Origin of the sequence: Gimesia panareensis (assembly GCF_007748155.1) — a bacterium.
Taxonomy (GTDB): domain Bacteria; phylum Planctomycetota; class Planctomycetia; order Planctomycetales; family Planctomycetaceae; genus Gimesia; species Gimesia panareensis.
Genome location: NZ_CP037421.1, coordinates 2,902,231 through 2,925,608, shown reverse-complemented (window position 1 = coordinate 2,925,608; position 23,378 = coordinate 2,902,231). Strand labels below are relative to the sequence as shown.

Sequence of the window (23,378 nt, the reverse complement as noted above, 5' to 3'; positions counted from 1 at the left end):
ATTGAGTTCATCCTGTTAATTCAAGTTCCTGAGTCAGGTCCTCCGTTCGCCTCAGACGTAAGGCGTAACATGAGTTCTTGTAGATAGTTCGATCAGGAGATTTTCGGAGGGAGCGCGGAGAATTGAGTCGTGGACCATTCTGAAGCAATTCAGAATCGGACGGGGGCAGCGGAGTGATTACCGGACTGAGGATGGTCGCTGAGCGACCACATTGGTCGCCGGGCAACCAGTGACAGTGGTCCCCTGTTTTGGCGAGAGCGATAAAAACCGGTTTGTTAATCGTTTTCTCCTGAATGGTCATCCTGTGGCCAATGTACTGCCTGCGGATATATGCAAAGGGCATGCCGATTCCCGACTGTGGAGTCGGCCGCAAACGAGACTGATTTGTCCCAAAAAAAGTGACACGCTTGTCTCATATGGTTGTGGGATGATATAATGGGAAACGCGTGTCGCATTTGGGAACAGGGGATTCACCACCAATTTCCGCCGTTTCAGCTTTGCGCCTGCTGATTCGACTTTCGCTGCGACCGGGAGGTGACAGATGGAAAATCCATTGATTGTCTGTACGTTGCGCGAACGTCGGGCGAAGACGGTGCTGGAGTCTCAAGGTTATGAACTGCTGTCGGTTGATTCGGCAGGGCAGATCACATTGACCGAGTTTCCGCGTGCTCCGCGTCTGTTTGTGATGCAGGTCAACGCGGAAGATCTGGAAGAAGTACAGTCTGTCATTGCATCACTGCGGAACCAGTGGCCGCTGACCGACATTCTGATCTGGGCACCTGGAGTTGAAAGTGAACTGGTGCGGGCGCTGTTTCAGTCTGGTGTGCGGGATGTGATCCTTTCGTCGTCCGAAGCGCAGTTGCAGCAGGTCGTGACAGAGACGCTTGAGAATCAGCAGTTTCTGCCTCGAATGCACGATTTGAGTCCTCAGCGAAAAAAGGGAGCCCGCTTTGAATCGATGCTCAGTCGCAGCACGGCAATGTGGGATCTATTCGAACTCTGCACACGCGTCGCGCCGACCGATGCGACCGTATTGATCGTCGGTGAAACGGGAACGGGAAAGGAACTGCTGGCGCGAGCCGTACATCGGCGTTCGGGCCGACCGGGACGTTTTGTGGCAGCGAACTGTGCGAGTATCCCGGCTGAGCTGATCAATTCGGAGCTGTTCGGCCATGAAAAAGGGGCATTTACCGGGGCGGATCGGGCCAAAAGAGGTCTGGTAATGCATGCGAACGGGGGGACGCTGTTTCTGGACGAAATCGGCGACATGCCTCCCGAAGCGCAGTTATGCCTGTTGCGGATGCTGCAGGAAAAACGGATTCGCCCCGTGGGAAGCCAGACGGAAGTCGAGATCGATGTGCGGATTGTAGCGGCGACGAATGTGCTGCTGGATGAGGCGGTGCGCGAAGGGACATTTCGCGAAGACCTGTTTTACCGTCTGGATGTGATCCGGGTGAATGTACCCCCACTGCGTCAGCGACCGGAAGATATCTTTCTGCTGTTCGGTCATTTCACCAAGCGGCTGGCGCGGCATTACGGACTGGAGCCGCCGATCTTCACGGACAGCTTTCTGGATGCCCTGCTCGACTACGAATGGCCGGGCAATGTGCGTCAGCTGGAAAACTTCAGCGAGCGTCTGGTGTTGGCCCGTTTTCCGTCGGCATTGACGGCCCGCGACTTTGAGCGACTGCGGAGTACGAATCTGGCAGAGACCGGACAGACGCTGGAGCACAAACAACAGGCGGTCTGGCGGAAGAGTGTCGATCCGTCACGAACCCTGCAGGAGAACCTGGATCCGGTAATCGAACAACTCGAACGAGAGTATCTCCAGGCGAAGCTGAAACAGCATGCGGGCCGGGTCGCGGATACCGCGGAGGAAGCAGGCATCAGTCGACGGACCCTGCTTCGCAAGATGAAGCTGTACGGCATCGAAAAGCAGGATTTCAAGGGTTGAGACACAGTTCGGGAAAATTACGCTGACCTGGGAACCGACTGATTGTAATTCGTCTGTGGTCTGATTAGAGTAATTACTAAAGAAGGTTATCGAATCGGCTGTGTCTGGATGCGCAGTCTGGTTCTCAGCGTCATCATATCAAGAAGGAATGATCCATCATGAATTTAAAGTCACTGTGCAGAAACGGTCTGTTTTCCCTGCTGGTTCTGGCCGTCATGGGATCTGCCGCAGCTACTGCGGGAGAGAAGAAGTCCGATAAGAAAATGAATCAGCCGCCGGAAGGCTTCATTGCCCTGTTTAACGGTAAAGATCTGTCCGGCTGGATTGGGATGAATTACCATAAGGTCAAAGGGAAAAGCCCGATGGCCGTGAAGAAGATGTCCAAAGAAGAGCGGGATGAACTGCTGAAGAAGAACTGGGAAGACGTTTTGGAACACTGGTCTGTCGAGGATGGGGAGCTGGTGAATGACGGACATGGCGTCTACCTGACCACAGCAGAAGACTTTGGCGATTTCGAACTGCTGCTCGACTACAAGACGGTTGCGAAAGCGGACAGCGGAATCTATTTACGGGGTGTGCCTCAGGTGCAGATCTGGGATACGACCAAAGAAGGTGGTAAATGGGATCGCAAGGCGAATCTGGGTTCCGGCGGACTGTATAACAACAAAGGCGAAGGCAAATATCCGCTGGTGCACGCCGATAAACCCTTTGGTGAGTGGAATCATTTCCGGATCATCATGAAGGGGGAGAATGTGACGGTCTACATGAATGGCAAACTCGTTGTAGACAACAAAAAGATGGATAATTATTATGAGAAGGATCAGCCGATCTATGAAAAGGGGCCGATTCAGCTCCAGACTCATGGCGGTGAAATCCGCTTCAGAAATGTCTTTCTGAAGAAACTATAAACACAAAAACAGAATTCGGAATCAGCCGTCCCTGATGCGGGGCGGCTGGTCGCCGGCTTCTGTTTGCGATAGATGTCTCAGGGAGAAATAAAGGATGATTTCTGATTCGCACCGACTGGTTCTGGCTGGCCTGTTACTCTTACTGGTCGGTTGCACGAAAACGACTCCCGTCGAAGAAATCTCCGTCCAGGCCAGTGGCGTTTCGCTGAGTGATTCCGACGTTCCGGATCTGTCCCGCTCGTGGCCCGGCTGGCGGGGGCCGGAGCGAAATGGTCATGCCCCGGATCAAGACCTGCCCGTTCAATGGAATGAATCGAAGAACGTGCTCTGGCGTACGGATATTCCCGGTCGCGGACACAGTTCCCCGGTCGTCATCGGAGACCAGGTGCTGCTGGCGACCGCCGATGATGCGGACCAGGAACAGCTGGTAGTTGCTTACAATCGCCAGGATGGCACTGTGCGCTGGGAAACCGTGGTCCATGAAGGGGGCTTCCCTTCCCCGGGTGAGTTGCATAAAAAAGGGACGAACGCCAACGGAACCCTGCTCTGCGACGGCGAGCGGATCTTTGCCGTCTTTTTGAATTCGGGAAAGATCATTGCGACCGCGCTGGATCTGAAGGGCAAACAGCTCTGGCAGCAGGAACTGGGGGCTTTTAATTCCAAGTTCGGTTATGCTCCTTCTCCTCTGCTCTATAAATCCTTTGTGATCATTGCCGCCGACAATCGGGGCGGAGGTTATATCGCCGCCCTGGATCGCAAGTCGGGTAAGATCGCCTGGCGGGTGGCCCGGCCTGCGGTGAGTACTTATTCCAGTCCGGTGGTGGCCCATGTGGGTGGTCGGGATCAATTGTTGATCAGCGGCTGCGATGCCGTGACCAGCTACGATCCGGCAACGGGAAAGGAAAACTGGAGCACGCCCTGCCTGGCGGAAGCGACCTGCGGGACGATCGTCACATCTGCAGACAAGATCTTTGCCAGCGGGGGGTATCCCAAGCGGGAAACTGTGGGGCTGTCTGCAGACGGCAAGCTGCTGTGGACGGATAAGACCAAGATCTACGAGCCTTCGCTGCTGGTCGACGGCGATTTTCTGTACGGCGTGACTGATGACGGGATTGCCTACTGCTGGTCTACCGAGACGGGCGATGTGAAGTGGCGGAACCGGTTACGCGGTTCCTTCAGCGCTTCGCCGATTTTGTGTAACGGGTTGATCTATGTTTCGAATCTGTCGGGCGAGACCTTTGTGTTTAAAGCGACTCCCGATGGATATGAAGAGGTCGGCTTCAACAAGATCGGCGATGACTGCTACGCCAGCCCCGCGGCGGCGGATGGCGAACTGTTTCTACGGATCGGCAAAAAATCGAGTGGCAAGCGGCAGGAGCAGCTGGTCTGTATTACCGGGCCTGAAGAAACAAAGGCAGCCGAGACGAAACAGGCAGAGTAGCGTCAAGGCTTTCGCGCTTCAACGGGGGCCAGTGCGCGGGCCTTGCGTTGCCATTCCGGATCGAGAAAATCGCGTCGGATTTCCTGCGGGTCCTGCATGAGGAAACCATACTGGAAATTGACAGTCCAGTAGCGGTACAGCAGAGCCTTCAGTTTCGGGTCGGTTATTTTGAAACGTCCAGCCTGTTCTTCGGCTTTGAGCCAGCGATGAGTCGCCTCCAGGGGTTCCATGCCTAATTTGAGGACCCTGATACGACCACCGCCATAGCGTCTGTAAATATCCATCTCCATTTTCCAGCAGAGTAGCATGTTATAGAGAAATGGCCCTATTCCAGAATCCAGTGTCTCTTCTACTTTCTGACGATCCAGATCCAGTTTCTGTCTTTGCTCAGCACTCAAGTGATTCGATTTTAATTGTTTCCTGATTTCTCGCAGTCGCGTCTCCAAAACCGGCATCTGCGAGACTTTAAATTGATGTGACTCCGGAAACTCATTTTCTGCAAATTCTTCAAACTCCAGCTGGGTAGGTTCGAAACGTTTACGATGTTGTTCCAGATAGTCTTCCGTTAAAACTCCATAGAAGTGATATTGGAGTGAGTTAATTAGCTTGTCTGTTGATTCAGCATTCAGCTGATCACGATAGACAGGTTTGCCAAGCACTTCGCCAATCTGTTCGCGCGGAGTGGCAGTTTTGCTCTGTGCTGCGAGCGTAGAACCAGACAGCGAGATACACGATGCTACCAATAGACAGAATCCAGTCTGTCTAAAAAATAAGAGCCGTTTCATTTCTGGTTCTGTTTCGCCCCGGGTTTTTTGAAGTGATTTTCTGTTTTGATGGTATCAGGCACCCATTTGGGTTTGAGAAAATCACGAATGCGTTTCTGGTCTCCAGTGAGGAACGCACCATGTTTCTGTGAGGTCCAGTAGGCATAAAATTCAGAGTGGAGCCGGGGATCATCGATGCTGAATTCTCCCTGCTTTTCCCGGTCTTGGAGCCAGCGATACATGGCGTCGAAAGCTTCGATACCGGCCTGTTGCCAGAGAATACGACCCCTGCCATAGGTGAGATAGAGGTGCCGCTGGAATTTCCAGCGGTCAAGCATGAAGTGCGCAAACGTCCGGCAGGGCATATCCAGGCAGGCCTGCAGTTCGGTCTGCTGGTCCTTGAGTTCTTTTTGTTCCGCTTTGGTCAGCTGGTCTGTTTTCAATCTTTTTTCAATGGTCAGAATCTGCTGCCGGATCATGTTTTTTTCTTTCTGATCCAGACGGAGAATCTGCTGATCTTTACAGAACCAGGACGCAGCGAAGGAGATCTCCCGTTCGGTGGGCACGATTGCCTTGCGATGCTCTTTGATGTAGTGCTCTTTGACAGGATGCGCGAACAGGCGGAACAGCTCCTCGCGTAGAGAAATGTTTTTCCCGGTTCGGAGCTGATCACGATAGACAGCCTGGCCCATGACGGTGCCAATCTTTTCGTGTCCGGGATCTTTCGGTTGTTGTGATGCAGATGCGAGTGTCTGCAGAACGAACAGACAACCCACACAACAGACGGAGGCGAAGCTCCCCCTGGAGAAGAGATAATTCATTACAGGCCCTCGGAAAGAATCGTAATTCAGTGATGCTCTACCGATGGAGCCATTCTAACCGGGGATTTCATAAACACTAGAAGAAATCTGCTATTTATGGCGTTTCACGCTTAATTCCCGTTTCCAGTTCAGCTTCTTTTCGATGGCGGCGATCATCATACCGGCAATGTCTTTTCCGGTCGCTGCCTCAATGCCTTCCAGGCCGGGGGAGGAATTGACCTCCAGCAGCAGCGGTCCATGTTTGGAGCGGATGATATCCACGCCGGCGATCATCAGGCCCAGCGCTTTGGCGGCTTTGACAGCCAGTTTGCGTTCCGTCGGAGTGATTTTGATAATGGACGCCGTCCCACCCTGGTGGATGTTGGCTCGGAATTCTCCAGGAGCGGCTTCACGCTGAATGGAGGCGACGACTTTGCCGTCGATCACAAAACAGCGCAGATCTTTTCCGTCTGCTTCTTTGATGAACTCCTGGACCAGCAGATTAGCGCGGAGGGCTTTGAAAGCGTTGATCACACTTTCTGCGGCTTTGCGGGTTTCCGCCAGCACGACTCCCCTGCCCTGAGAACCTTCCAGCAGTTTGACAATCAGGGGCGCCCCGCCCACCATTTCGATCAGATCGTTGGTATCCATGGGAGAGTTGGCAAAACCGGTCGTGGGAATATTGATGCCGCTTTTGAGCATCAACTGCAGTGAATAGAGCTTGTCACGGGATTGAGTAACGGCGACGGACGTGTTGACGGTGAGCACATCCATACTCTCAAACTGGCGGGCCAGAGCACAGCCATAATAGGTAATGCTGGGGCGAATGCGGGTGACGACGGCATCGAGGTCGTCGAGGATCGTACCACCCCGGTAGTGGGCCTCGGGTTCGACAGCGTCGAGTTTCATGTAACACTGTTTGATGTCCAGGAACTCCATTTCATGGCCCCGCTCTTCGCCCGCTTCCAGGATCCTCTGATTGCTGTAGAGTTCCTGGTTACTGGCAAGCAGCGCGATTTTGAGACCGCTGCGGACCTGTTCCCGTTTCCCGTAATGCTTATTCAGGGTCTCGCTGGAGACTTGCCCCAGGCAGAAACTGAGTGCGGGATCGACGAGCATGCGTCCACTCATCGCTTCCCGGCCCAGGAGCATGCGATAGCCCATGGAATCGCGGTTGGCGAGCGTGAGTTCGATTTCCCAGGCTTCGTCACCAATTTTGAGTGTGGCCAGAATTACATAACGGGTTTCGGAGATGCCGCTGGAACTTTTGACCACGCGTTTATCGACAATCGGTCGTTCGCAGCGGACAACGGTGCGGCGGTTGTTCTGGACCGGGTGCACTTCAAAGCTGACCCAGGTTTCCCCCTGGCGGCGGAACTTCTGTACGTTGAAGGCGTGGATGGACGAGGTTTTGGCTCCGGAGTCGACGCGGGCTTTGATGGCAGGGATGCCAAGATCGGGGAAGGCACACCATTCTTCACAGCCAATAATCTGCTTGGTTTTATCATCTTTCATAATGAAGGAGTGTCGTTTCTATCTGAATCCTGCCAGGCAGGGAGAGGTTAAAAAGGTCTCTGAAGGTTACAGAGCATAGTGGTAGACGAAAAATGTTTCATCCCGTTTCCAGCCGGCTGTCTGATAGAGCGCCTGGGCGGTTTCGTTGGTGATCTCTGTGGAGAGTGTGAGGCGGATCGCCTGGAGTTCCCGGGCATAGTCAATGGCCGCGGAAATCAACTGAGTGCCGATACCCTGGCGGCGGCCTGAGGGGGCGACATACAGGTCGTTTAAAACGAAAGTCCGCGATAACGAGACTGAAGAGAAGCCCGGATACAGTTGCGTGAATCCCACGGGGGTCTCTCCGGCATAAGCAATAAAGAGCACGGATTCTCCGTGGTTGAAACGTGCCGAGAGAAAGTCGCGGGCCGCTTGAGGGGCACTGGCTTGCCGGTAAAACTGGCGATAGCTGTCAAACAGCGGTACGAGATCATCGAGGTCGGCGAGGACGGCTTGTCGGACGGAGATCGAATTCATGAGACAGACCATAGTAACTGACTGCGATAATAGCTGGATGGACTATGCGTAAAATAGTCGCTGAAGGAAGCTGTGTCCACAACCTGCCGGGCACTAATTCCCGGTTTCGGCAGGGCCAGTGAACCTGACACACAGGCGGTCCGGAAAGTTCAGGCCGGTCTCCCGGCTTGTTTTCTGCTGAAATGCTGCGCCTGCTGCTCTCAAAAGACATGAGACTAAAAAAACTCCTCCCCGATGTTTAATCGAAGAGGAGTTGCATTCAAAGATAAGATCCGGCGGGGAAAACAGGGTTTATGATTCGTTTTCTGGTGTCCCGATGCAGTAGAGTTCGGTGCCGGTGCGGATCAGGAGTGCCTGGTCTACGGCAGCGGCTCCGTAGACCGCGATGGGGCCCGCTGCGGAATACCCCTGTTTCGGTTTTCCGGTATGACCTTTTGAGTCTTCACTTTTGTCTGTGTTTGAAGTGTCCGCCAGGAGTGAATTGGCGGCGATCCGTTTGAATTCAGGGCCGGGAGCAATGACGTCAGTGATGCCCTTTTTCGTGAAGAAGTAGATCTGGTCGCCGGCTGCCAGGGGCGAACTCCAGCAGGGCCCGGAAAGCCGCTGGGCGTAATGCTGTTTGCCTGTCTTGAGATCCAGGCAGAAGACGACCCCCACCTTGTTCACGAAATAAGCACAGCCCTGGTATGCCAGCGGGGTGCAGTAATAAGAAACCGCTTTTTCGGCTTTCCAGAGAACTTCATAGCCGGGCTTGCCGTCCCGGGTGACGAGTTTCAGGCAGCAGTTGGAAGCGCTGGCATTCGCGCCGTCGGGGTTCCGTCGATCCGTGGAGGCACCGATGAGAATGTAATCTTCAAAGACGGAGGCGGAGGGAATGGTATTGCCGCTGATGCCGGACAGCGTCCAGAGCAGCTTGCCGGTCAGCCCCTGGTAGCCTTTGACGGTACCGCGGGCACTGACGATGATTTCCGGTGTGCCATTTCGATCAGCGATGACGGGAGAAGTCCAGGCGACTCCGGATTCACGATCGGTTTTCCAGTTGGTCTTGCCGGTTCTTTTATCCAGTGAGAGCAGGTATGACGGTCCGTCGTGGGCCGTCAGCACGATTAACTGGTCGGGGGTCTGGGCGACCGAATTGCCGATGCCGTGGTTACTGACGAAGGCGCCGTAGTCCTTTACCAGGGACCGGTGCCAGAGCGGAGAGCCGTCGTGCCTGCAGGCGAAGACGTCTCCACTTTCATAAAACGCGTAGATTCCCTGTCCGTCGACTGCGGGGGTCGGGGCGGCACGCGAGACCATGGCTGTCGATTTTTTCGTCTGGCTGGCTTTGAATTGTTTCGACCAGATCAGTTTCCCCGAAGCGAGATCGTAAGCATGCAGCAGGCAGGTTTCCTGTTGGGGGCCTTCAATTGAGGTGACGAAGACACGGTCTTTCCAGATGACAGGAGACGACTGGCCATAACCGGGGACCGTCTGTTTCCAGCGGATTCCCTGATCCGGGGACCATTTCAGAGGCAGGTTTTGGGCGGTGGAAATGTTAGAGCCCGTGCCTCGAAAGCCGGTCCAGGTATCGGAGGCGGTGACGCTGGAGATTGAGGTCAACAAGCCCACTGCAATGAACAAAAGAGTGTTGCTGTTTTTGAACACAACCGGGTTCCTTTAGTTAGAGAGTCTCTGGTTGAGTAATTAAATCAGCCAGTGAAGTCTGATCCAGGGCCAGCTCCAGCCTTGAGAATGATGCAATCAGGTGCTGATGCAGTTGACTGATCTCCGTTGAGATGGACGCCGACTGAGTGAGTGTCTCTCTGAGAGACGTTGTATTGACTGCGTTTATGATATTGAGCAGAGAGGTTTCACTCGGAGGTCGGAGCAGTGTATATCCCCCGTTGTGGCCGCGCTGGGAGCGGATGAGTCCGGTCCGGTTGAGCTCCAGCATAATTTTCGGGAGGTAGGCATGCGGCACCTGAGTTACTTCAAACAACTGATCGCGGGTCATATAGTCCGGATAACGGAATGCCAGACAGGTCATCGCTCGGAGAGCGTATTCTTCGGTTTGGGAAATCATATTCATAGTGGTCAGGGCTCAACGTTTCATCTGTCTGGGAGGCCTGGGCAGTCGGTTCCTGGTGACCGGGCCTCTGTCTGAGTCTGTGGGGGACTGAAGCTGCTGCAGTTTCTTTCGGCAGATTTCAGAACGCGTTTCATCATGCGCGTCATCGAAAATATCCCGAAGTCGTTCCAGGCAGCTGGTGCAGTTGATTTCCTGCAGTTGCGAGCGACTGATCTGTTTGACGACATGGTAAGCTTCGGTGTGGTACCCCATCCGTTCCAGGACCTTGCTCAAAGCGAGTCGGTAATGATGATTCTCGGGATCGAGACTGACTGCTTTGCGGAGTACGCTGGCAACCTGTCGCTGAGGGTACCCGAGTTGATTCATAAAGTGCGCCATTCCCAGCCAGGAATCGGCCTGGTCCGGATCCCGCCGGATTGCTGTTCGGCATGCCTGGAGTGCCAGCTGCGTCATCTCGGAGTGGCGGCCCAGGTAGGACGAGAGTGCAGGCAGAAGTCGATCCGGAATGTCGTCCCGCTGCAACAGGATGGTGAAGACCTCTTGTGCCAGTTCTGTTTTGCCGGTTTCCAGGTAGTTTTTGGCGAGGACATACTGCCCTGAAGCTGACAGTGGGATGAGTGTGGTGGCGGTTTCTAGTGAATGGATAGAGGTGTTGTGCCAGCTGAGGGAGTCTTCAATCAGTCCTTTCAGTTCCCAGGCTTTGCCCGCATTCGGGGTCACTGCCAGCAGCTGAGTCATCTGATCCAGGGCCTGGTAATGCAGTCCCTGCCGAAACAGTTCCAGGGCCCCCTGGAGTGTTTTCTGCGTTTCCATAGTCTGCCTCTCTGAAAGGAATGTACCCGGTGTCACTCGAAATAAAGGAGAGACAAGAGCTCCCGGAAATGGGGCGTATCCTGAACGGAACTCTTGTCTCTTCAAGCGGAAAACCTGCCTTTAATTCAACTGAATCTGCTCGATGGTTTTGAGGTGCCCTTTCCGGGAAGCTCCCCCGATGGCCAGCAGCCCGCCATTACCGTCAGGCAGCAGACGATGGAAAAAGCGAGGTGTGGCGAGCGAACTGACCTTTTTCCAGCTGTTCTTTTTCTGGTCGAGCTGGAAGACGCCTCCGTCCATGCCGCTGAAGTAGAGCTGGCCGCCCAGGCTCCAGGCGGTAGTGCCAAAACCGTTCATGGTGCTGCCGGGCAGTTCCGGTCCTTTGGACCATTTACCGGTGTTGGTGTCATACACGTCGACTTCGTGGCTGATATCGCCGTCGGCATCGATGCCACCCAGGGCGTAGATCTTGCCCTGGTGGGCGGCGGCGGAGAGTGCCCGACGCTGGAAAGGCTGCTTGATGGCTTTCCATTCCGGCTTGTCCTGCGAAGCATCGAAGACCAGCATGTGATCCTGCCAGATCGATTCGTCTCCTTTACGCATCTGCCAGCCACCCACTACGTAGAGCTGGTCGTCCAGGAAGACCGCATCGTGGGAAGAACGTCCTGCGGGCATGGCAGCGACCGGTTCCCAGGCGTTTTTACTGGGAACAAACCGCTCGACAGTGGGCTGCGATTCCATCAAGGATTCTTCCCCTTTCTTATTCGTCACAGACAGACCACCGACGCGGTAGACGCTCTCGCCGTGCGGAGCCATGGCCAGTCCCTGCAGGGGAGTTTTCAGAGGCAGCGTTTCCCAGTTATCAGGTCGCCTGAGATTAAGCCGCTGAAATTTCTGCGAGAGGTTGTCGGCACTGTGCTGGTGGGCACGGCCGATGTGACCGGAGTAGACATAGAGGTAATCCCCACTGACGGCGGCACCGAAGCTGGAAATGGCATCGGGCAGCTGAGGGTATTTGCTGTCGGCAGCTGTGGTTTCCGTTTTTTCAGCCACGGGTACGTAAGGCAGTGTCAGAGTCGAATAGTGACGGATACTGTCGTACTTGTCGCCTTTGTACTCCCCTGTTTTCTCTTCCACATGTTTGGCGCGGATCGAATACAGGCCTTTACTGAGTTTGAACTGGTATTGTCCCTGGGCATTCGTGCTGGCGGTGACCGTTTCACTGGTGGTTGCAGGGCCGATGACTTTGACTTCCGCGTCTGCCAGCGGTTTGCCGTTCAGGTTGACCTGCAGGATGACCTCTTCCCGTTTCAGAGTGGGGATGATTTCCAGAGGCAGTTGTTCCGCACAGTTGATTTTGTTCCAGACCTGCTGGCTTTTCTGCGGGAACGTTTTGGCGTAATACTTGAGCAGGAAGTTGCTGTCACCCCGGGTAATGACGCCGTAGGTGTGGCTCAGGCCATAGGCGGCTTTGCCGGCCCCTTTGGGGTTGGGGGTGATGAACAGTGAATCTTCTCCCGCTGTGAGAGAGTAGGTCTGCAGTTTGCCTTTCTGCTTTTTCTCCCAGACTTTGATGCCGGTGAGTTTTTTCAGCAGATCCGGATCGTCGGGTTCGGCGACTTCGCCGAAATAGAGCTGAACTCTGGCAGCGTTATTCTTGCCTTCTGCTTGCGGGAGCAGCCAGAGGAAGTGTGCGTACGCCTGGTTTGTCACAGCGACCGCACACAGGCAGAGCAAGGTGAAAGTGAATCGTAACGTTTTCATTATATAAATCTTTCAGGATGGCGGGTGTGTTTGGATGAAGTCTGGTTAGTTGGTTTCTGTTTGCGACAGGGAGGAATCGGTCAGCAGGCGGTGGTTCGAGAGTTTGATGGAACCGACATTGCGATCAAACTTTTCGCCGCATTCCACAGTCAGCATGGATGCCGGCAGATCGAATTTTCCGACGCGTTTGAAGCCGAAGGTATTGCTGCGGTTCGACAGAATCGCACCGCTCTGCGGATCGCGGTATGTGACTGAAGTCACCTGCGGCAGAACTTCATTTTCTTTGGTTCTCCAGACGTCCAGCGTGGAAATCGTGAACCACGATTTGTCGGAGCGACGGTGGACTTCGGTCATGACATCCCCCTGGAGGCGAAACGAAACGTTTTTGCCGTCAATATTGACCAGGCGACCGAGCGGGTGATTGACTTCCTGGTCAGCGAAGGTGGCGGGAATGGGCTTCTGCTGACGGTATTTACGATGACCAATCACCGACCGCAGCTTAGGCAGGCTCCACTCGGAGAGTGCCTGGTCTTTCAAAGTCAGTTTGACGTTGAATTTTTTGTCTGCGACGAGTTTGCCCGTGGTGCTCTGTCCATTGTAGCAGACAGCGACATCTGCTGTAAAACCGGGAAAGTCCCGCCAGGTCGCCCGGGCTTCTCTGACGTGCTGATACAGTTTCGTGGCAGCCGCCTTTTCTTCCTGGGAATCGACGGGTTTCTGTTCCCTGGCGGGAGTCCACTGCATGGTAGCAGAGAGGGTGAGCAGAACGATCAGGGCGGCCAGGCCCCACTGTTTGAATTCTCTCGTGATCAATTGACGGAACGACATGGGATTTCTCCGTGATGAGATAAGTGTATTCGCGGCGGCTGAGTTGTCGGAATTGAAGTTGGACTTCAAACGGGTTTATTTTGTTGTTGATGTCAGCTCGAAGGTGAAGTCATTTGCTCCTTCTGCCGAGATCGATTTGGTCAATGTGCTGCGTTTGTTGTATTGGGGAGGAACTTTGACGACTTCGATTTTTTTGACGCCTTCTTTTTTGAGTCGTTCCAGGGCCTGCTCGTCATCGAAGGCATAACCGCCGTCATCAGTGGATTCGATTTCAATTCGATTCATACCGACAACGGGACCGTATTCCTCGTCGACATTGAAGATCCCTTCCCGGATCGTCACAGTGGATTTAGGCCCCTGGTTGGCACCTGAGGGGATAAAACGGATCACACCTTCTGAAAGAGGATCGCCATCGAGTTTGACAATTCCCCGTACGGCGGCACGGGGAGGAGTGTCTGTCGAAGAACCACAGCCGGAAACAACAAGGCACAGGCAGCACAGGAGTGTGATTCGTTTAAAAACCATCGATCACCTCCCCGCCGTTTCGTGTGGCCAGGGCATCCAGAAGAGAAGCGTCAATATTTTCCGAGATGAAATGGACCGATCCGTCAACGAAAGCAAACTGCACTCCGCCGACATGATCGCTGCGGAACGATTTGGTCCAGCTGCTGTCATAAACCGAATCGTTGGCTACGTCTTTCGGATTGAAATCACCACTGGTGAAACAGACTGTCGAACCGGGATAGGGATTTGACCAGTAGGTGAAAGAGTAGCGTGGCTGTCCGCTGCAGTCCCCGCTGCTGAATGTGTAGTCGGGAAGATTGTAGGCGGTTTCGCCGATTAACAATGTGTTACTGGTACCGTCTGTGATGTCACGAAAGCGTACTTTTCCCGTGGTGCTGCCTGTATAGACGATTGCCCCGTCCTGAGTGGGATTAGGGTCACCATAGTAGGACCAGTAAATGTTGTATTCCTGGGTGCCTCCACACACGGCGTAGTGTCCGGGGGCACGCCCACTGTCACTGGAACAGCTGGGGACGGCACGTCGCATGGGGGAAGAGGGACACAGATAGAAGGGGAGCGTCTGAGAAGTCACATTGACATTGTAAGCGGCCGAGTTGGACAGATTAAAATCGAAGAGATTGTAAGCATTGGCCTGATCGATGAACGGCAGGATGGAAACAAACAGGCTGCCGCCGCTGGTCTCGCTGACACCACAGTTGGCATTCGGCAGGCAGGTATAGACATCATTGTAGTTGTGGATTGCCAGGCCCATCTGTTTGAGGTTGTTTTTACACTGGGTGCGGCGGGCTGCTTCGCGGGCCTGCTGGACGGCGGGGAGCAGGAGCGCGATCAGAATCGCGATGATGGCGATCACGACCAGCAGCTCGATGAGGGTGAACGCACGCCGACGATGGCGGTGGGTGGGAGTGAGTAACATGGTTTCTCCAGAGTTTTGTAGTACCAGATTGATGAAATTGAACCGAAATGGCTTCGATTCAATGCCCGACGGATCTGGCTGGCTGGCTACTAATGGAGAAGGCCACGTTAGCTGGCTGGCTGATTGAAATTGAAACTCAATCTCAATAAGGGAATGCTATAATCGGATCCCCTGCTCTGCAAGTTTTTAGACAGCGAAATTTGTGAAAAATAATAAAACGAACCCGGTAGATTTGTAAGTGGTTATAGATAAGGTGCTTATGGTTATTTTGTTTTGGGGAAGATCAGGATGAGAGACGTTGGGCCTGATGGAAAGCGGTGGGTTGTGGTTGCGGAACGGAATGGTTTATTCCTGCGATTCGCCCTGGTAGTCAGTGATTGATTGCAGAAACTGCTGTCCAAAATCATCGCATTTTTTCTGGCCCACGCCCCAGATTTCAAGGAATTGTGGCTGTGTGGAGGGCATGTGGCGGGCCAGTTCCCGCAGTGTCGCATCGCCAAAAACCATGTAGGGCTGAATCCCTTTTTCGCTGGCAATCTGTTTGCGGAGATCGCGGAGGACTTCAAAGAGTCCCTTGTCGACCCCCTTCCAGTTGAGGCTGTCATACTTTTCTTTCGTACGACGGGATTTCTCCGCTTTGTTTTCCTGGGTGGTCCGCATCAGTTGCGGAGTGGCTTCCCCTTTGAGTAACTGCCAGCCGGTTTTGGTGATTCGCAACTGCTGGTATTCGGCAGTTTTGGTCAGAAAGCCCTGGGTCACCAACTGGTTGAGCCAGCTGCGGATGGTGGTCAGGCTCTCCCCTTTCAGGAGACCATAGGTACTCAACTGGTCGTGCCCGTTGGTGAGGACCTTTTTGTCTTTCGAACCTTTCAGCACCGCTGCGGTATAGGAAGCTCCATAATTCTGATCCTGGCGATAGATCGAGGAGAGAATTTTCTGCCCGATGACCAGGGCATCGTCAACCTGCTGGAAATCGCCCCGGCAGAGATCGCAGGCTGTGTCGCAGTCCTGCTCCAGATCCTGACCGAAGTGCCGCATCAGATAGCGGTGCCGACAGTCGAAGGCGTGACAGTAATTCTGCATCGCCTGTAGTGATTCAAAGGAGCTCGCTTTGGATTCGTCCGGCTGATCTTCGAGGATACGCTGCCAGATCATCGCATCCTGTTCGGAGTAGAGCAGCACGCATTCGGCTTCGAGTCCGTCCCGCCCTGCCCGGCCGCTCTCCTGCTGATAATTTTCCAGCGACTTGGGCAGACCGGCATGAATGACATAGCGGACATTGGGTTTATCGATGCCCATGCCAAAGGCAATTGTCGCGACGATCACATCGATCTGATCCTGGATAAAGGCTTCCTGGTTCGCGGCCCGTTCTTCATCGGGCAGACCCGCATGATAGGGACGCGTTTCATAGCCGGCGTTGTTGAGTGATTCGCTTAGTGATTCCACGTCGGCCCGGGAGATACAGTAAATGACTCCCGATTCTTCCGGGTGCCGATCGATGACTTCACAGACCTGGGAAAATCGATCGGCGCGGCGGGCGACGGAGTAAGTCAGGTTAGGACGATCGAACGAACCGATGAGCAGTTCCAGATCCTGCAGACCGAGTTGCGTGGCGATATCGGAGCGGACCTGCTCGGTGGCGGTCGCGGTATAAGCGTGAATGCCGCACTGGGGGAAGATGTTCTTCAATTCCTGCAATTCCCTGTAGTGGGGGCGGAAATCGTGGCCCCACATACTGACGCAGTGTGCTTCGTCGATGACGATATAAGCCAGCCTGATTTCCGCGAGCATGCTGAGCATGCCCTCGAGCATAAGTCGTTCAGGGGCGACATACAGCAGCTTGATCTTCCCTGCCCGCAGATCACGAAAGACCTGGCGGGCTTCTTCCTGATCCAGTGAACTGTTGAGGCAGGCGGCAGAGATGCCACAGACCCGCAGAGCGTCGACCTGGTCTTTCATCAGGGAAATCAGGGGGCTGACGACGACCGCGGTTCCTTCCATACAGAGGGCGGGCGCCTGATAACAGAGTGACTTTCCCCCGCCCGTGGGCAGCACGACCAGCGAGTCGCGGCCCTCCAGTACTGAGGTCATCGCTGCCTGCTGCAGGGGCCGAAATTCGGAGTACCCCCAGTATTCGTGTAAGACATCCAGCAGCGCGTCGTCCATCCCTGTTTCAGCCATGATTGATTCCGTTATTGATAGTTTGAGATTGCCGGTGAAGGCTGATCCCTATCGTAACGGCTGGCGCTGAAAATCTAAAGGTTGGAAGGTGCCTGGGGCGATCAATTCATCAGAGCACTTCGTGCAGTGGTTCGTAATTGTCGACCAGGTATTGAGGCCGTCCCGCGAGGTCTTTGATGGGAGCGGTATTGTAGTCGATGCCGAGGTGTCGATAGAGGGTCGCGAAGACTTCTCCGAAGTGAATCGGACGGTCGGCGACCTGGGCTCCCAGACGGTCTGTAGCACCGATGACCTGGCCGGTTTTGAAACCACCGCCGGCGAGCAGTCCGCCGCCGACAGCCGGCCAGTGATCGCGGCCGCCATCTTTGTTGATTTTGGGCGTGCGACCGAATTCGCCCCAGGCGACGACGGCGACATCGTCGGCCATGCCCCGCTCGTGGAGGTCTTCGATGAGTGTCGCCAGTCCCTGGTCAAACTGCGGCAGGTGAGTCTCTTTCAGGCCACCAAAGTTATTGCTGTGGAAATCCCAGCGGCCGAAGTTAAGCGTGACAATCCGGGCACCGGCTTCCACCAGGCGGCGGGCCATCAGAAAATGTTCGAGGTTTCGTGGAGCACCATCGCCATAGTTTTTCGGATCCCCTTTGCCGTAGCGTTCTCTGACGGCAGGATCTTCCTGTGAGAGATCCAGGGCATTCACGAGTCGATTCGAAGTGAGGATGTTGAACACCTGCTGGTTCATGTCATCCATGCCCTGCATCGATCCGCTGGAGTCGGCTTCGCGTTTGAACTGATCGAAGGAAGCCAGCAGTTGTTTGCGATCGTTCAGGCGGGCTTCATCGATGCCGTTGAGCACCATGTTCTTACGCGATGGGCCGGAGGGACGAAACGCGGAATGGCTGACGCCCAGAAAGCCGGGCAGTCCGGGAGAACCGTAAGGGGGGTGTCCGGTATCGGGGGCCAGACCGACAAAAGGAGGTACCGCGGGGTCGGCGGGCCCTTTTAATTTCGAGACGACCGATCCGATCGAAGGCCAGCCACCGGCGGGCTGGTTGCGGGTGGTACGGCCGGTGTAACAGATGAAGGAGTCATGGGCCCCGTTCGGCGATCCATGGACGGAACGCAGGGGGATGATTTTCTCAGCAATGTTCCCCAGGCGTGGCAGATGCTCGCAGATCTGGAAGCCGGGAACACGGGTGTCGATAGGACGGAACTCGCCACGGATTTCCGAGGGGGCTTCCATCTTCAGGTCGTACATGTCCTGATGCGAGGGGGCACCACACATGTAAATCATGATGACTGCTTTATGCCGTTTGCCGCTGCCTGCTGCTGCTTCCGCCTGCAGGAGCTGGGGAAGCGTGAGACCGCCCAGACCCAGCGCACCGATTTTCAAGACTTCCCGGCGGGAGATGCGATCACAGAGTTTCGTTTCCGGTCCCCAGATTGACAGCATGGAAAATCCTTTCTCAAGGTGTGGCAGGAGTTTAGTGAGGTTATCGGTTGGCGAGCCAGGCAGGAGTGACACCAATGATCAAAAAACATTGATGTATGCAAATTGTAGCACTTCCCGGGACGGAATTCCAAGCCCAAACTTGAAAAGTCCGCCTGCCGATCGGGAAAAATCGGGGGTCATTCCGATTCTGGGGGAAATAAACCAACGTGTCAAATTGCAGGGATTCTGTCTGTTATCAAAAATTTTCCCTCCTCTGCTCTGAGTGGATTCCGTTTGGGGGACATCAGCAGAAATTCGCTGTGATTCTCAGCTGTACTACCGGTATTTCAGGGAACATTGTGGGCTGAGACAGAGGGACCATTGTTTCCTCAATTGGCATTTTCAAGGACCGCTGAGGTACAGATAAATTCGAGGAATAGTGTTCAGAACTTCAAAAAAGATTTGAAATTTTCGAACGGATCGTGAGAATATGAAAGAGGATACTTTGCACTAAAGCCTTTTGATATCGAGGGAAAAAGCCAGCGTTTGCATACCTTATGAGATTCTGATCGATAGAGTTCGGGAGATCTGAAGTGAATCCAATCGAGTCTGATTCCAAAACCAAACATGCTTCCTCAAGTGAGTCGAGTGATTCTGACAGCCCTGTAGGGCTGGTTTCTCAAGGAAACCAGCTGTATGAGCCTCCTCCCCCTACCAGCAGTCAAACCTCGGGGCTGGACAGGTGGTTGATGCGAACCATGCTGGTCAAAGCGGGTAATCCGGAAATAGAAGTTGTTTTATGGGATGGGAGCGTGGTTTCGACGGCTTCCTCCCCGACTTCTGTTCGCGTTCATATTCGCAATCGCAGTACGTTGTACAAGCTGCTGTTCGATCCGAGTCTGTATTTTGGGGATGGCTATTCCCTGGGAACCATCGAAGTCGAAGGGGGACTGGTTGCCTTCAATGAAGCGATCGACCAGTGCACTCATCAACATGATACCGAAGGCTTCTACCGGGACCGGTTCCGGCGCTGTGTGAGCTGGTTGAAACGCAATACGATCGACGCGGCCCGCAAAAACATTCACCATCATTACGACATCGGGAACGATTTCTATCAGCTCTGGCTCGATGAGCAGCTGGCTTATACCTGTGCCTATTTCCCGGAGCCGGACGTTTCCCTGGAGGCAGCCCAGATCGCCAAGATGGACCATGTCTGCCGCAAAGTGGGCTTGAAGTCGGGAGATTCCGTGGTGGAAGCCGGTTGTGGCTGGGGGGCGCTGGCCCTGCATATGGCGAAGCATTACGGCGTGAATGTCCGGGCCTTTAATATCTCCCGCGAACAGCTGGCCTATGCCCGCGAACGTGCTAAACGTGAAGGGCTGGATAAACAGGTCGAGTTTGTCGAAGACGACTGGCGGAACATTACGGGCTTGTATGACTCGTTTGTTTCGGTGGGGATGCTCGAGCATGTGGGGCTGAAGAACTACGAAGAACTCGGGCGGGTGATTGCCCGTTGCCAGCGGCCCCGTGGTCGTGGATTGATTCATTCGATCGGCTGCAATTCTCCGCGGATGCTCGACAGCTGGACGACCAAACGCATTTTCCCCGGTGCGCATGTCCCCAGCCTGAGCGAATTCATGCGGATCTTTGAGCCTCAGAAGTTCTCGGTACTGGATGTCGAAAACATCCGGCTGCATTACGCCCGTACCCTGGAGCACTGGCTGGAACGTTACGAACAGAATCTCGACCAGGTCCGAGATATGTTCGATGAAACCTTTATTCGCACCTGGCGACTCTATCTGTCTGCTTCTATCGCCGCTTTTCGAGCTGGTTCGCTGCAGCTGTTCCAGGTGGTTTTTACGAACGGGGCCAATAACGAGATTCCCTGGACCCGGGCCGGCCTGTATCAGGATCGGCAGTCTGGTTCAGTAGAAGGATAGACTGGTGTCAGAGACAGAAAGCTGTGATGTCCTGATTGTGGGCGGAGGCCCGGGCGGTTCATCCTGTGCCTGGGGGCTGCGTGAGTCGGGGCTGGATGTGCTGATCCTGGATAAGGCGACGTTTCCCCGGGATAAAGTCTGTGCCGGCTGGATTACTCCCGCGGTGGCCGAACTCCGGGAGCTCGATTTAAACGATTATTCGAAAGAGCATGTCCTGCAGCCCATCAGTCGCTTCCGTACCGGGCTGATTGGGGGGAGCACGCTGCAAACCGAGTATCCTGAAACGGTCAGCTACGGGATTCGTCGTTGTGAATTCGATCATTATCTGCTGCAGCGGTGCGGTGCCCGGACCCGGCTGGGAGAGTCCTTTCAATCACTCGAGCGAACCGACGACGGCTGGCTGGTCAATGGAAGTCTGCGGGCGAAAATGGTGATCGGTGCGGGAGGACACTTCTGCCCGGTGGCCCGCGAGATCAATGATAAACATCCGGGAGAACATTCCGTGGTCCTGGCCCAGGAGACGGAGTTTCAACTGAGTCCGGAGCAGCAGCAGATCTGCCGCGTCCAGCCCGATACGCCGGAGCTCTATTTCTGTCGCGACTTTAAAGGATATGGCTGGTGTTTTCTGAAGGATGGTTATCTGAACGTGGGCATCGGTCGCGAAGGAGAGAAACAGCTCTCGACCGCGCGAGATGAATTCACCGAATATCTGGATCGGGAGAAACGGGTTCCACGCGAGATCCTGGGGAAATTCAAAGGGCATGCCTATCGCCTGTATGGCCTGCAGAAACGAAACATTGTCGAGGATGCACTGCTGTTGATCGGGGATGCCGCCGGTCTGGCTTCACCGCAGAGTGGTGAGGGAATTCGTCCCGCGATTGAATCGGGGTTAATGGCGGCAGACGTGCTCAAAAACTGTGAGCAGAATTATCAGAAAGACCGACTGAAGATCTACCAGGATCAACTGCTCAACCGCTTTGGTCCCTGGCCGGATGAGCCCGCGCACAGCATCCTGCCCGATGTCTTTCGTCAGTTCCTGGGACGTCAATTAATGGCGACCCAGTGGTTTACCCGCAAGGTGCTGCTGGATCGCTGGTTCCTGCAGCAGCATCTGCCGCCCCTGGTTCGCAGTTGAAGGTCGGTTTTAGCTCAGCTTGGACCAGGCCAGTTCAACGCCCTGCCCGTTCAGTTTGTTCTGAAAGTCTGCCAGTTGCTGTGGAGTGTTTCTGATCTGACGCGGCGTGGCGTGGCTGGCGATCGCATGGGCACACAGGGCGCCCGCTGCTTCACCGATGGACCATTCGACGGGATGCAGGCGATAACAGCCGTTGGAGATGTGCGTGGTGCCGATATTTTTGCAGCCGGCGATCAGGTTCTCGACCCGCTGGGGGATCAGCGCGCCCAACGGAATCTGAAATGGCACGCTGCCCATGTCGATGTAGTTGTCACCTCCGGTACTGGGATGCAGATCCAGATGGTAATAGCCGATGCCAACCGAGTCGGCGAAGGGTTTGGCCAGCAACGGTTTCTCGTCTTTGCCTTGCACCTTGAGGCGTTCCGTGTAGGTCAGGTCCTGTTCTTTGATGGTCAACTCCGCTTTGATGCGACGCGACTCGCGGATGTAGGGATATTTCGCCAGACCATCGGCGGTACCGACGATATCATTTCGCAGGCGGAGGCCCGGCCAGCCCTCTCCTCCATCGGGACGTGGGGCCTCGGTCTGTAACCAGTAGAGCAGCGAGAGGCTGAGCTGTTTGGCCGCATGGAGCTGCTTTTTCCGCTCTGCCGGTGAGACATCGGTAATATTACCCAGCATAAAGTCATTCTGGGGCCAGTTGACAACGGTGATGTCGCTGGCATAAGAACCGGGGGTGAAGTTGTTACGGTCGATCATCCGGCGGTAGAGCCAGAGATTGAGCGACTTCGTGCGCGGCGCCGATGTCTCTTTTCCACAGGGGACGAACGAGAGTGCCTTGGGCTTCAGTGTCCGCGGGTGGGAGTAATCGAGAGAGAGCAGCTTGCCAGACCAGGCGGGCTTGAGCGGCGGGACATGATCTTTCCAGAAGTCGTACATCTCGGGACGATCGATGGTATGATCCTCCCCTGCCCGATGATCGATGGCAAAACAGTGTGTGAGTGCCTGAATGTTACCGGGATCCGCTTTTTCCGGCGCATGAGGTTCCCCTGTCTGTGCCTGGGATTCTGCGCCCAGGACGTATTCGGTTCCACTTAACGGGAGCAGATCCCCCTCTTCGCTGGCATCAATAAAGTAAGTTCCCTGCAGCGTGACAGGTTGGCCGCTCCCCTCGATCTGACAGGCGACGCTTTCGATGCGGTCTCCGGTACAACTGGCTGAAACTGGTAGTGTGTTGACGAGCAGTGTCAGTTGACCGCTGCTGATGTGGGGCGCAAGCATCGACTGCAGGGCCGCAATGCCGACCTTCGGTTCATGACAGATGCGGGAGACCGAACCATTGCCCGGATTGAGATTGGCGGTCTGGCTGGCTTTACTGGTGAGGGGATAATACTGTTTGTAATAGTCTCGGATCAGTGTCCTCAACTGAGCATAGGACTGCGTGCGCCCAAACGATTCGATCCACTTGTGCTCATCCGGGGGGACCGCCTGCTGCGAGATCTGTCCGCCGATCCAGTCAGTGGGTTCAGTGAGAATGACGGAGGCCCCGTTCCGGCAGGCAGCTAAGGCAGCGGCACAACCACCCAGACCGCCCCCGATGATCACGATGTCCGCTTTCAGTTCACGCGGTGCCGTGGCCGCCCAACTGCGGGACTGCATGGCCTCTAGAAATCCAAGACTAAAGATACCGGAGCCATAGAAGCCGCACTGTTGTAGAAAGCGTCGTCGATGCATGGGGATGATTTTCAAAATATCAGATGAGATTTGCAGGGAGGATCGTTTAAGATGAGCGAAGCACCGGTGAGGTGGTCCATTCGGGGCTCATTTACTTTATCTTGTTTAGTATATCGGAAGTGAGACCGGACGAAAGAGCTGTTG

Annotated in this window: 19 protein-coding genes; 5 read left to right on the top strand and 14 right to left on the bottom strand. The window is 54.8% G+C overall.

What is annotated here, in order from left to right:
- Positions 1–541: 541 nt before the first annotated feature.
- The 3 genes from Enr10x_RS11045 (at position 542) to Enr10x_RS11035 (ending at position 4,303) form a co-directional block, all read left to right on the top strand.
- Positions 542–1,954, top strand: coding sequence for a sigma-54 interaction domain-containing protein (locus Enr10x_RS11045; RefSeq protein WP_145449068.1), 1,413 nt, complete (start codon positions 542–544; stop codon positions 1,952–1,954).
- Between the two features lie 158 nt (positions 1,955–2,112).
- On the top strand, positions 2,113–2,862 hold the full coding sequence (locus Enr10x_RS11040; RefSeq protein WP_232093314.1) for a 3-keto-disaccharide hydrolase: 750 nt from the start codon (positions 2,113–2,115) through the stop codon (positions 2,860–2,862).
- Between the two features lie 94 nt (positions 2,863–2,956).
- Positions 2,957–4,303: a PQQ-binding-like beta-propeller repeat protein gene (locus Enr10x_RS11035; protein ID WP_145449067.1), complete on the top strand. Its 1,347-nt coding sequence runs from the start codon at positions 2,957–2,959 to the stop codon at positions 4,301–4,303.
- 2 nt (positions 4,304–4,305) lie between these two features.
- On the opposite strand, the gene Enr10x_RS11030 is transcribed toward Enr10x_RS11035, so the two are convergent.
- From Enr10x_RS11030 to Enr10x_RS10970, 13 genes are all read right to left on the bottom strand, one after another.
- Positions 4,306–5,046: a hypothetical protein gene (locus Enr10x_RS11030; RefSeq protein WP_145449066.1), complete on the bottom strand. Its 741-nt coding sequence runs from the start codon at positions 5,044–5,046 to the stop codon at positions 4,306–4,308.
- Between the two features lie 38 nt (positions 5,047–5,084).
- Positions 5,085–5,888, bottom strand: a complete 804-nt coding sequence (locus Enr10x_RS11025; protein WP_145107978.1) for a hypothetical protein — start codon at positions 5,886–5,888, stop codon at positions 5,085–5,087.
- Between the two features lie 90 nt (positions 5,889–5,978).
- The gene (gene rimK, locus Enr10x_RS11020) at positions 5,979–7,382 is read right to left on the bottom strand and encodes a 30S ribosomal protein S6--L-glutamate ligase (RefSeq protein WP_145449065.1); all 1,404 of its coding nucleotides are present in this window, start codon (positions 7,380–7,382) and stop codon (positions 5,979–5,981) included.
- 66 nt (positions 7,383–7,448) lie between these two features.
- Positions 7,449–7,898 carry a GNAT family N-acetyltransferase gene (locus Enr10x_RS11015; protein WP_145449064.1) on the bottom strand — a complete coding sequence of 150 codons (450 nt, stop codon included), beginning with the start codon at positions 7,896–7,898 and terminating at the stop codon, positions 7,449–7,451.
- A 291-nt stretch (positions 7,899–8,189) separates the two neighbouring features.
- Positions 8,190–9,545, bottom strand: a complete 1,356-nt coding sequence (locus Enr10x_RS11010; RefSeq protein WP_232093312.1) for an outer membrane protein assembly factor BamB family protein — start codon at positions 9,543–9,545, stop codon at positions 8,190–8,192.
- A gap of 16 nt (positions 9,546–9,561) precedes the next feature.
- Complete coding sequence (locus Enr10x_RS11005) at positions 9,562–9,963, bottom strand: RrF2 family transcriptional regulator (protein ID WP_197997566.1); 402 nt, start codon at positions 9,961–9,963, stop codon at positions 9,562–9,564.
- Between the two features lie 18 nt (positions 9,964–9,981).
- Positions 9,982–10,782: a tetratricopeptide repeat protein gene (locus tag Enr10x_RS11000; RefSeq protein WP_145449062.1), complete on the bottom strand. Its 801-nt coding sequence runs from the start codon at positions 10,780–10,782 to the stop codon at positions 9,982–9,984.
- A 120-nt stretch (positions 10,783–10,902) separates the two neighbouring features.
- A complete protein-coding gene (locus Enr10x_RS10995) occupies positions 10,903–12,546 on the bottom strand; it encodes a Kelch repeat-containing protein (protein WP_145449061.1) in 1,644 nt (547 codons plus the stop codon).
- 45 nt (positions 12,547–12,591) lie between these two features.
- Positions 12,592–13,374 (bottom strand): DUF3386 family protein, encoded by a 783-nt coding sequence (locus Enr10x_RS10990; protein WP_145449060.1) that lies wholly within the window; start codon positions 13,372–13,374, stop codon positions 12,592–12,594.
- Positions 13,375–13,449: 75 nt separating this feature from the next.
- On the bottom strand, positions 13,450–13,899 hold the full coding sequence (locus Enr10x_RS10985; RefSeq protein WP_145449059.1) for a hypothetical protein: 450 nt from the start codon (positions 13,897–13,899) through the stop codon (positions 13,450–13,452).
- Positions 13,889–14,815 carry a DUF1559 domain-containing protein gene (locus tag Enr10x_RS10980; protein WP_145449058.1) on the bottom strand — a complete coding sequence of 309 codons (927 nt, stop codon included), beginning with the start codon at positions 14,813–14,815 and terminating at the stop codon, positions 13,889–13,891. Before Enr10x_RS10980 ends, Enr10x_RS10985 begins: the two co-directional genes overlap by 11 nt.
- A 345-nt stretch (positions 14,816–15,160) precedes the next feature.
- Positions 15,161–16,996, bottom strand: coding sequence for a DNA helicase RecQ (gene recQ / locus Enr10x_RS10975; protein ID WP_145449057.1), 1,836 nt, complete (start codon positions 16,994–16,996; stop codon positions 15,161–15,163).
- Between the two features lie 109 nt (positions 16,997–17,105).
- Positions 17,106–18,446 (bottom strand): DUF1501 domain-containing protein, encoded by a 1,341-nt coding sequence (locus Enr10x_RS10970; protein WP_145449056.1) that lies wholly within the window; start codon positions 18,444–18,446, stop codon positions 17,106–17,108.
- A 728-nt stretch (positions 18,447–19,174) separates the two neighbouring features.
- Between Enr10x_RS10970 and Enr10x_RS10965 the strand changes: the two genes are divergently transcribed.
- Positions 19,175–20,365, top strand: a complete 1,191-nt coding sequence (locus tag Enr10x_RS10965) for an SAM-dependent methyltransferase (protein ID WP_145449055.1) — start codon at positions 19,175–19,177, stop codon at positions 20,363–20,365.
- Positions 20,366–20,369: 4 nt separating this feature from the next.
- Positions 20,370–21,500, top strand: a complete 1,131-nt coding sequence (locus Enr10x_RS10960) for an NAD(P)/FAD-dependent oxidoreductase (protein WP_145449054.1) — start codon at positions 20,370–20,372, stop codon at positions 21,498–21,500.
- 9 nt (positions 21,501–21,509) lie between these two features.
- Here the strand turns inward: Enr10x_RS10960 and Enr10x_RS10955 are convergent, their stop codons facing one another.
- Positions 21,510–23,234: an FAD-dependent oxidoreductase gene (locus Enr10x_RS10955; RefSeq protein WP_232093310.1), complete on the bottom strand. Its 1,725-nt coding sequence runs from the start codon at positions 23,232–23,234 to the stop codon at positions 21,510–21,512.
- Positions 23,235–23,378: the final 144 nt, after the last annotated feature.

Bases quoted from the DNA above. Each gene is read 5' to 3' on its own strand.
- Enr10x_RS11045 (WP_145449068.1), top strand. From the start codon at position 542: ATGGAAAATCCATTGATTGTCTGTACGTTGCGCGAACGTCGGGCGAAG.
- Enr10x_RS11040 (WP_232093314.1), top strand. From the start codon at position 2,113: ATGAATTTAAAGTCACTGTGCAGAAACGGTCTGTTTTCCCTGCTGGTT.
- Enr10x_RS11035 (WP_145449067.1), top strand. From the start codon at position 2,957: ATGATTTCTGATTCGCACCGACTGGTTCTGGCTGGCCTGTTACTCTTA.
- Enr10x_RS11025 (WP_145107978.1), bottom strand. From the start codon at position 5,888: ATGAATTATCTCTTCTCCAGGGGGAGCTTCGCCTCCGTCTGTTGTGTG.
- rimK (WP_145449065.1), bottom strand. From the start codon at position 7,382: ATGAAAGATGATAAAACCAAGCAGATTATTGGCTGTGAAGAATGGTGT.
- Enr10x_RS11015 (WP_145449064.1), bottom strand. From the start codon at position 7,898: ATGAATTCGATCTCCGTCCGACAAGCCGTCCTCGCCGACCTCGATGAT.
- Enr10x_RS11005 (WP_197997566.1), bottom strand. From the start codon at position 9,963: ATGATTTCCCAAACCGAAGAATACGCTCTCCGAGCGATGACCTGTCTG.
- Enr10x_RS11000 (WP_145449062.1), bottom strand. From the start codon at position 10,782: ATGGAAACGCAGAAAACACTCCAGGGGGCCCTGGAACTGTTTCGGCAG.
- Enr10x_RS10995 (WP_145449061.1), bottom strand. From the start codon at position 12,546: ATGAAAACGTTACGATTCACTTTCACCTTGCTCTGCCTGTGTGCGGTC.
- Enr10x_RS10990 (WP_145449060.1), bottom strand. From the start codon at position 13,374: ATGTCGTTCCGTCAATTGATCACGAGAGAATTCAAACAGTGGGGCCTG.
- Enr10x_RS10985 (WP_145449059.1), bottom strand. From the start codon at position 13,899: ATGGTTTTTAAACGAATCACACTCCTGTGCTGCCTGTGCCTTGTTGTT.
- Enr10x_RS10980 (WP_145449058.1), bottom strand. From the start codon at position 14,815: ATGTTACTCACTCCCACCCACCGCCATCGTCGGCGTGCGTTCACCCTC.
- recQ (WP_145449057.1), bottom strand. From the start codon at position 16,996: ATGGCTGAAACAGGGATGGACGACGCGCTGCTGGATGTCTTACACGAA.
- Enr10x_RS10970 (WP_145449056.1), bottom strand. From the start codon at position 18,446: ATGCTGTCAATCTGGGGACCGGAAACGAAACTCTGTGATCGCATCTCC.
- Enr10x_RS10965 (WP_145449055.1), top strand. From the start codon at position 19,175: ATGCGAACCATGCTGGTCAAAGCGGGTAATCCGGAAATAGAAGTTGTT.
- Enr10x_RS10955 (WP_232093310.1), bottom strand. From the start codon at position 23,234: ATGCATCGACGACGCTTTCTACAACAGTGCGGCTTCTATGGCTCCGGT.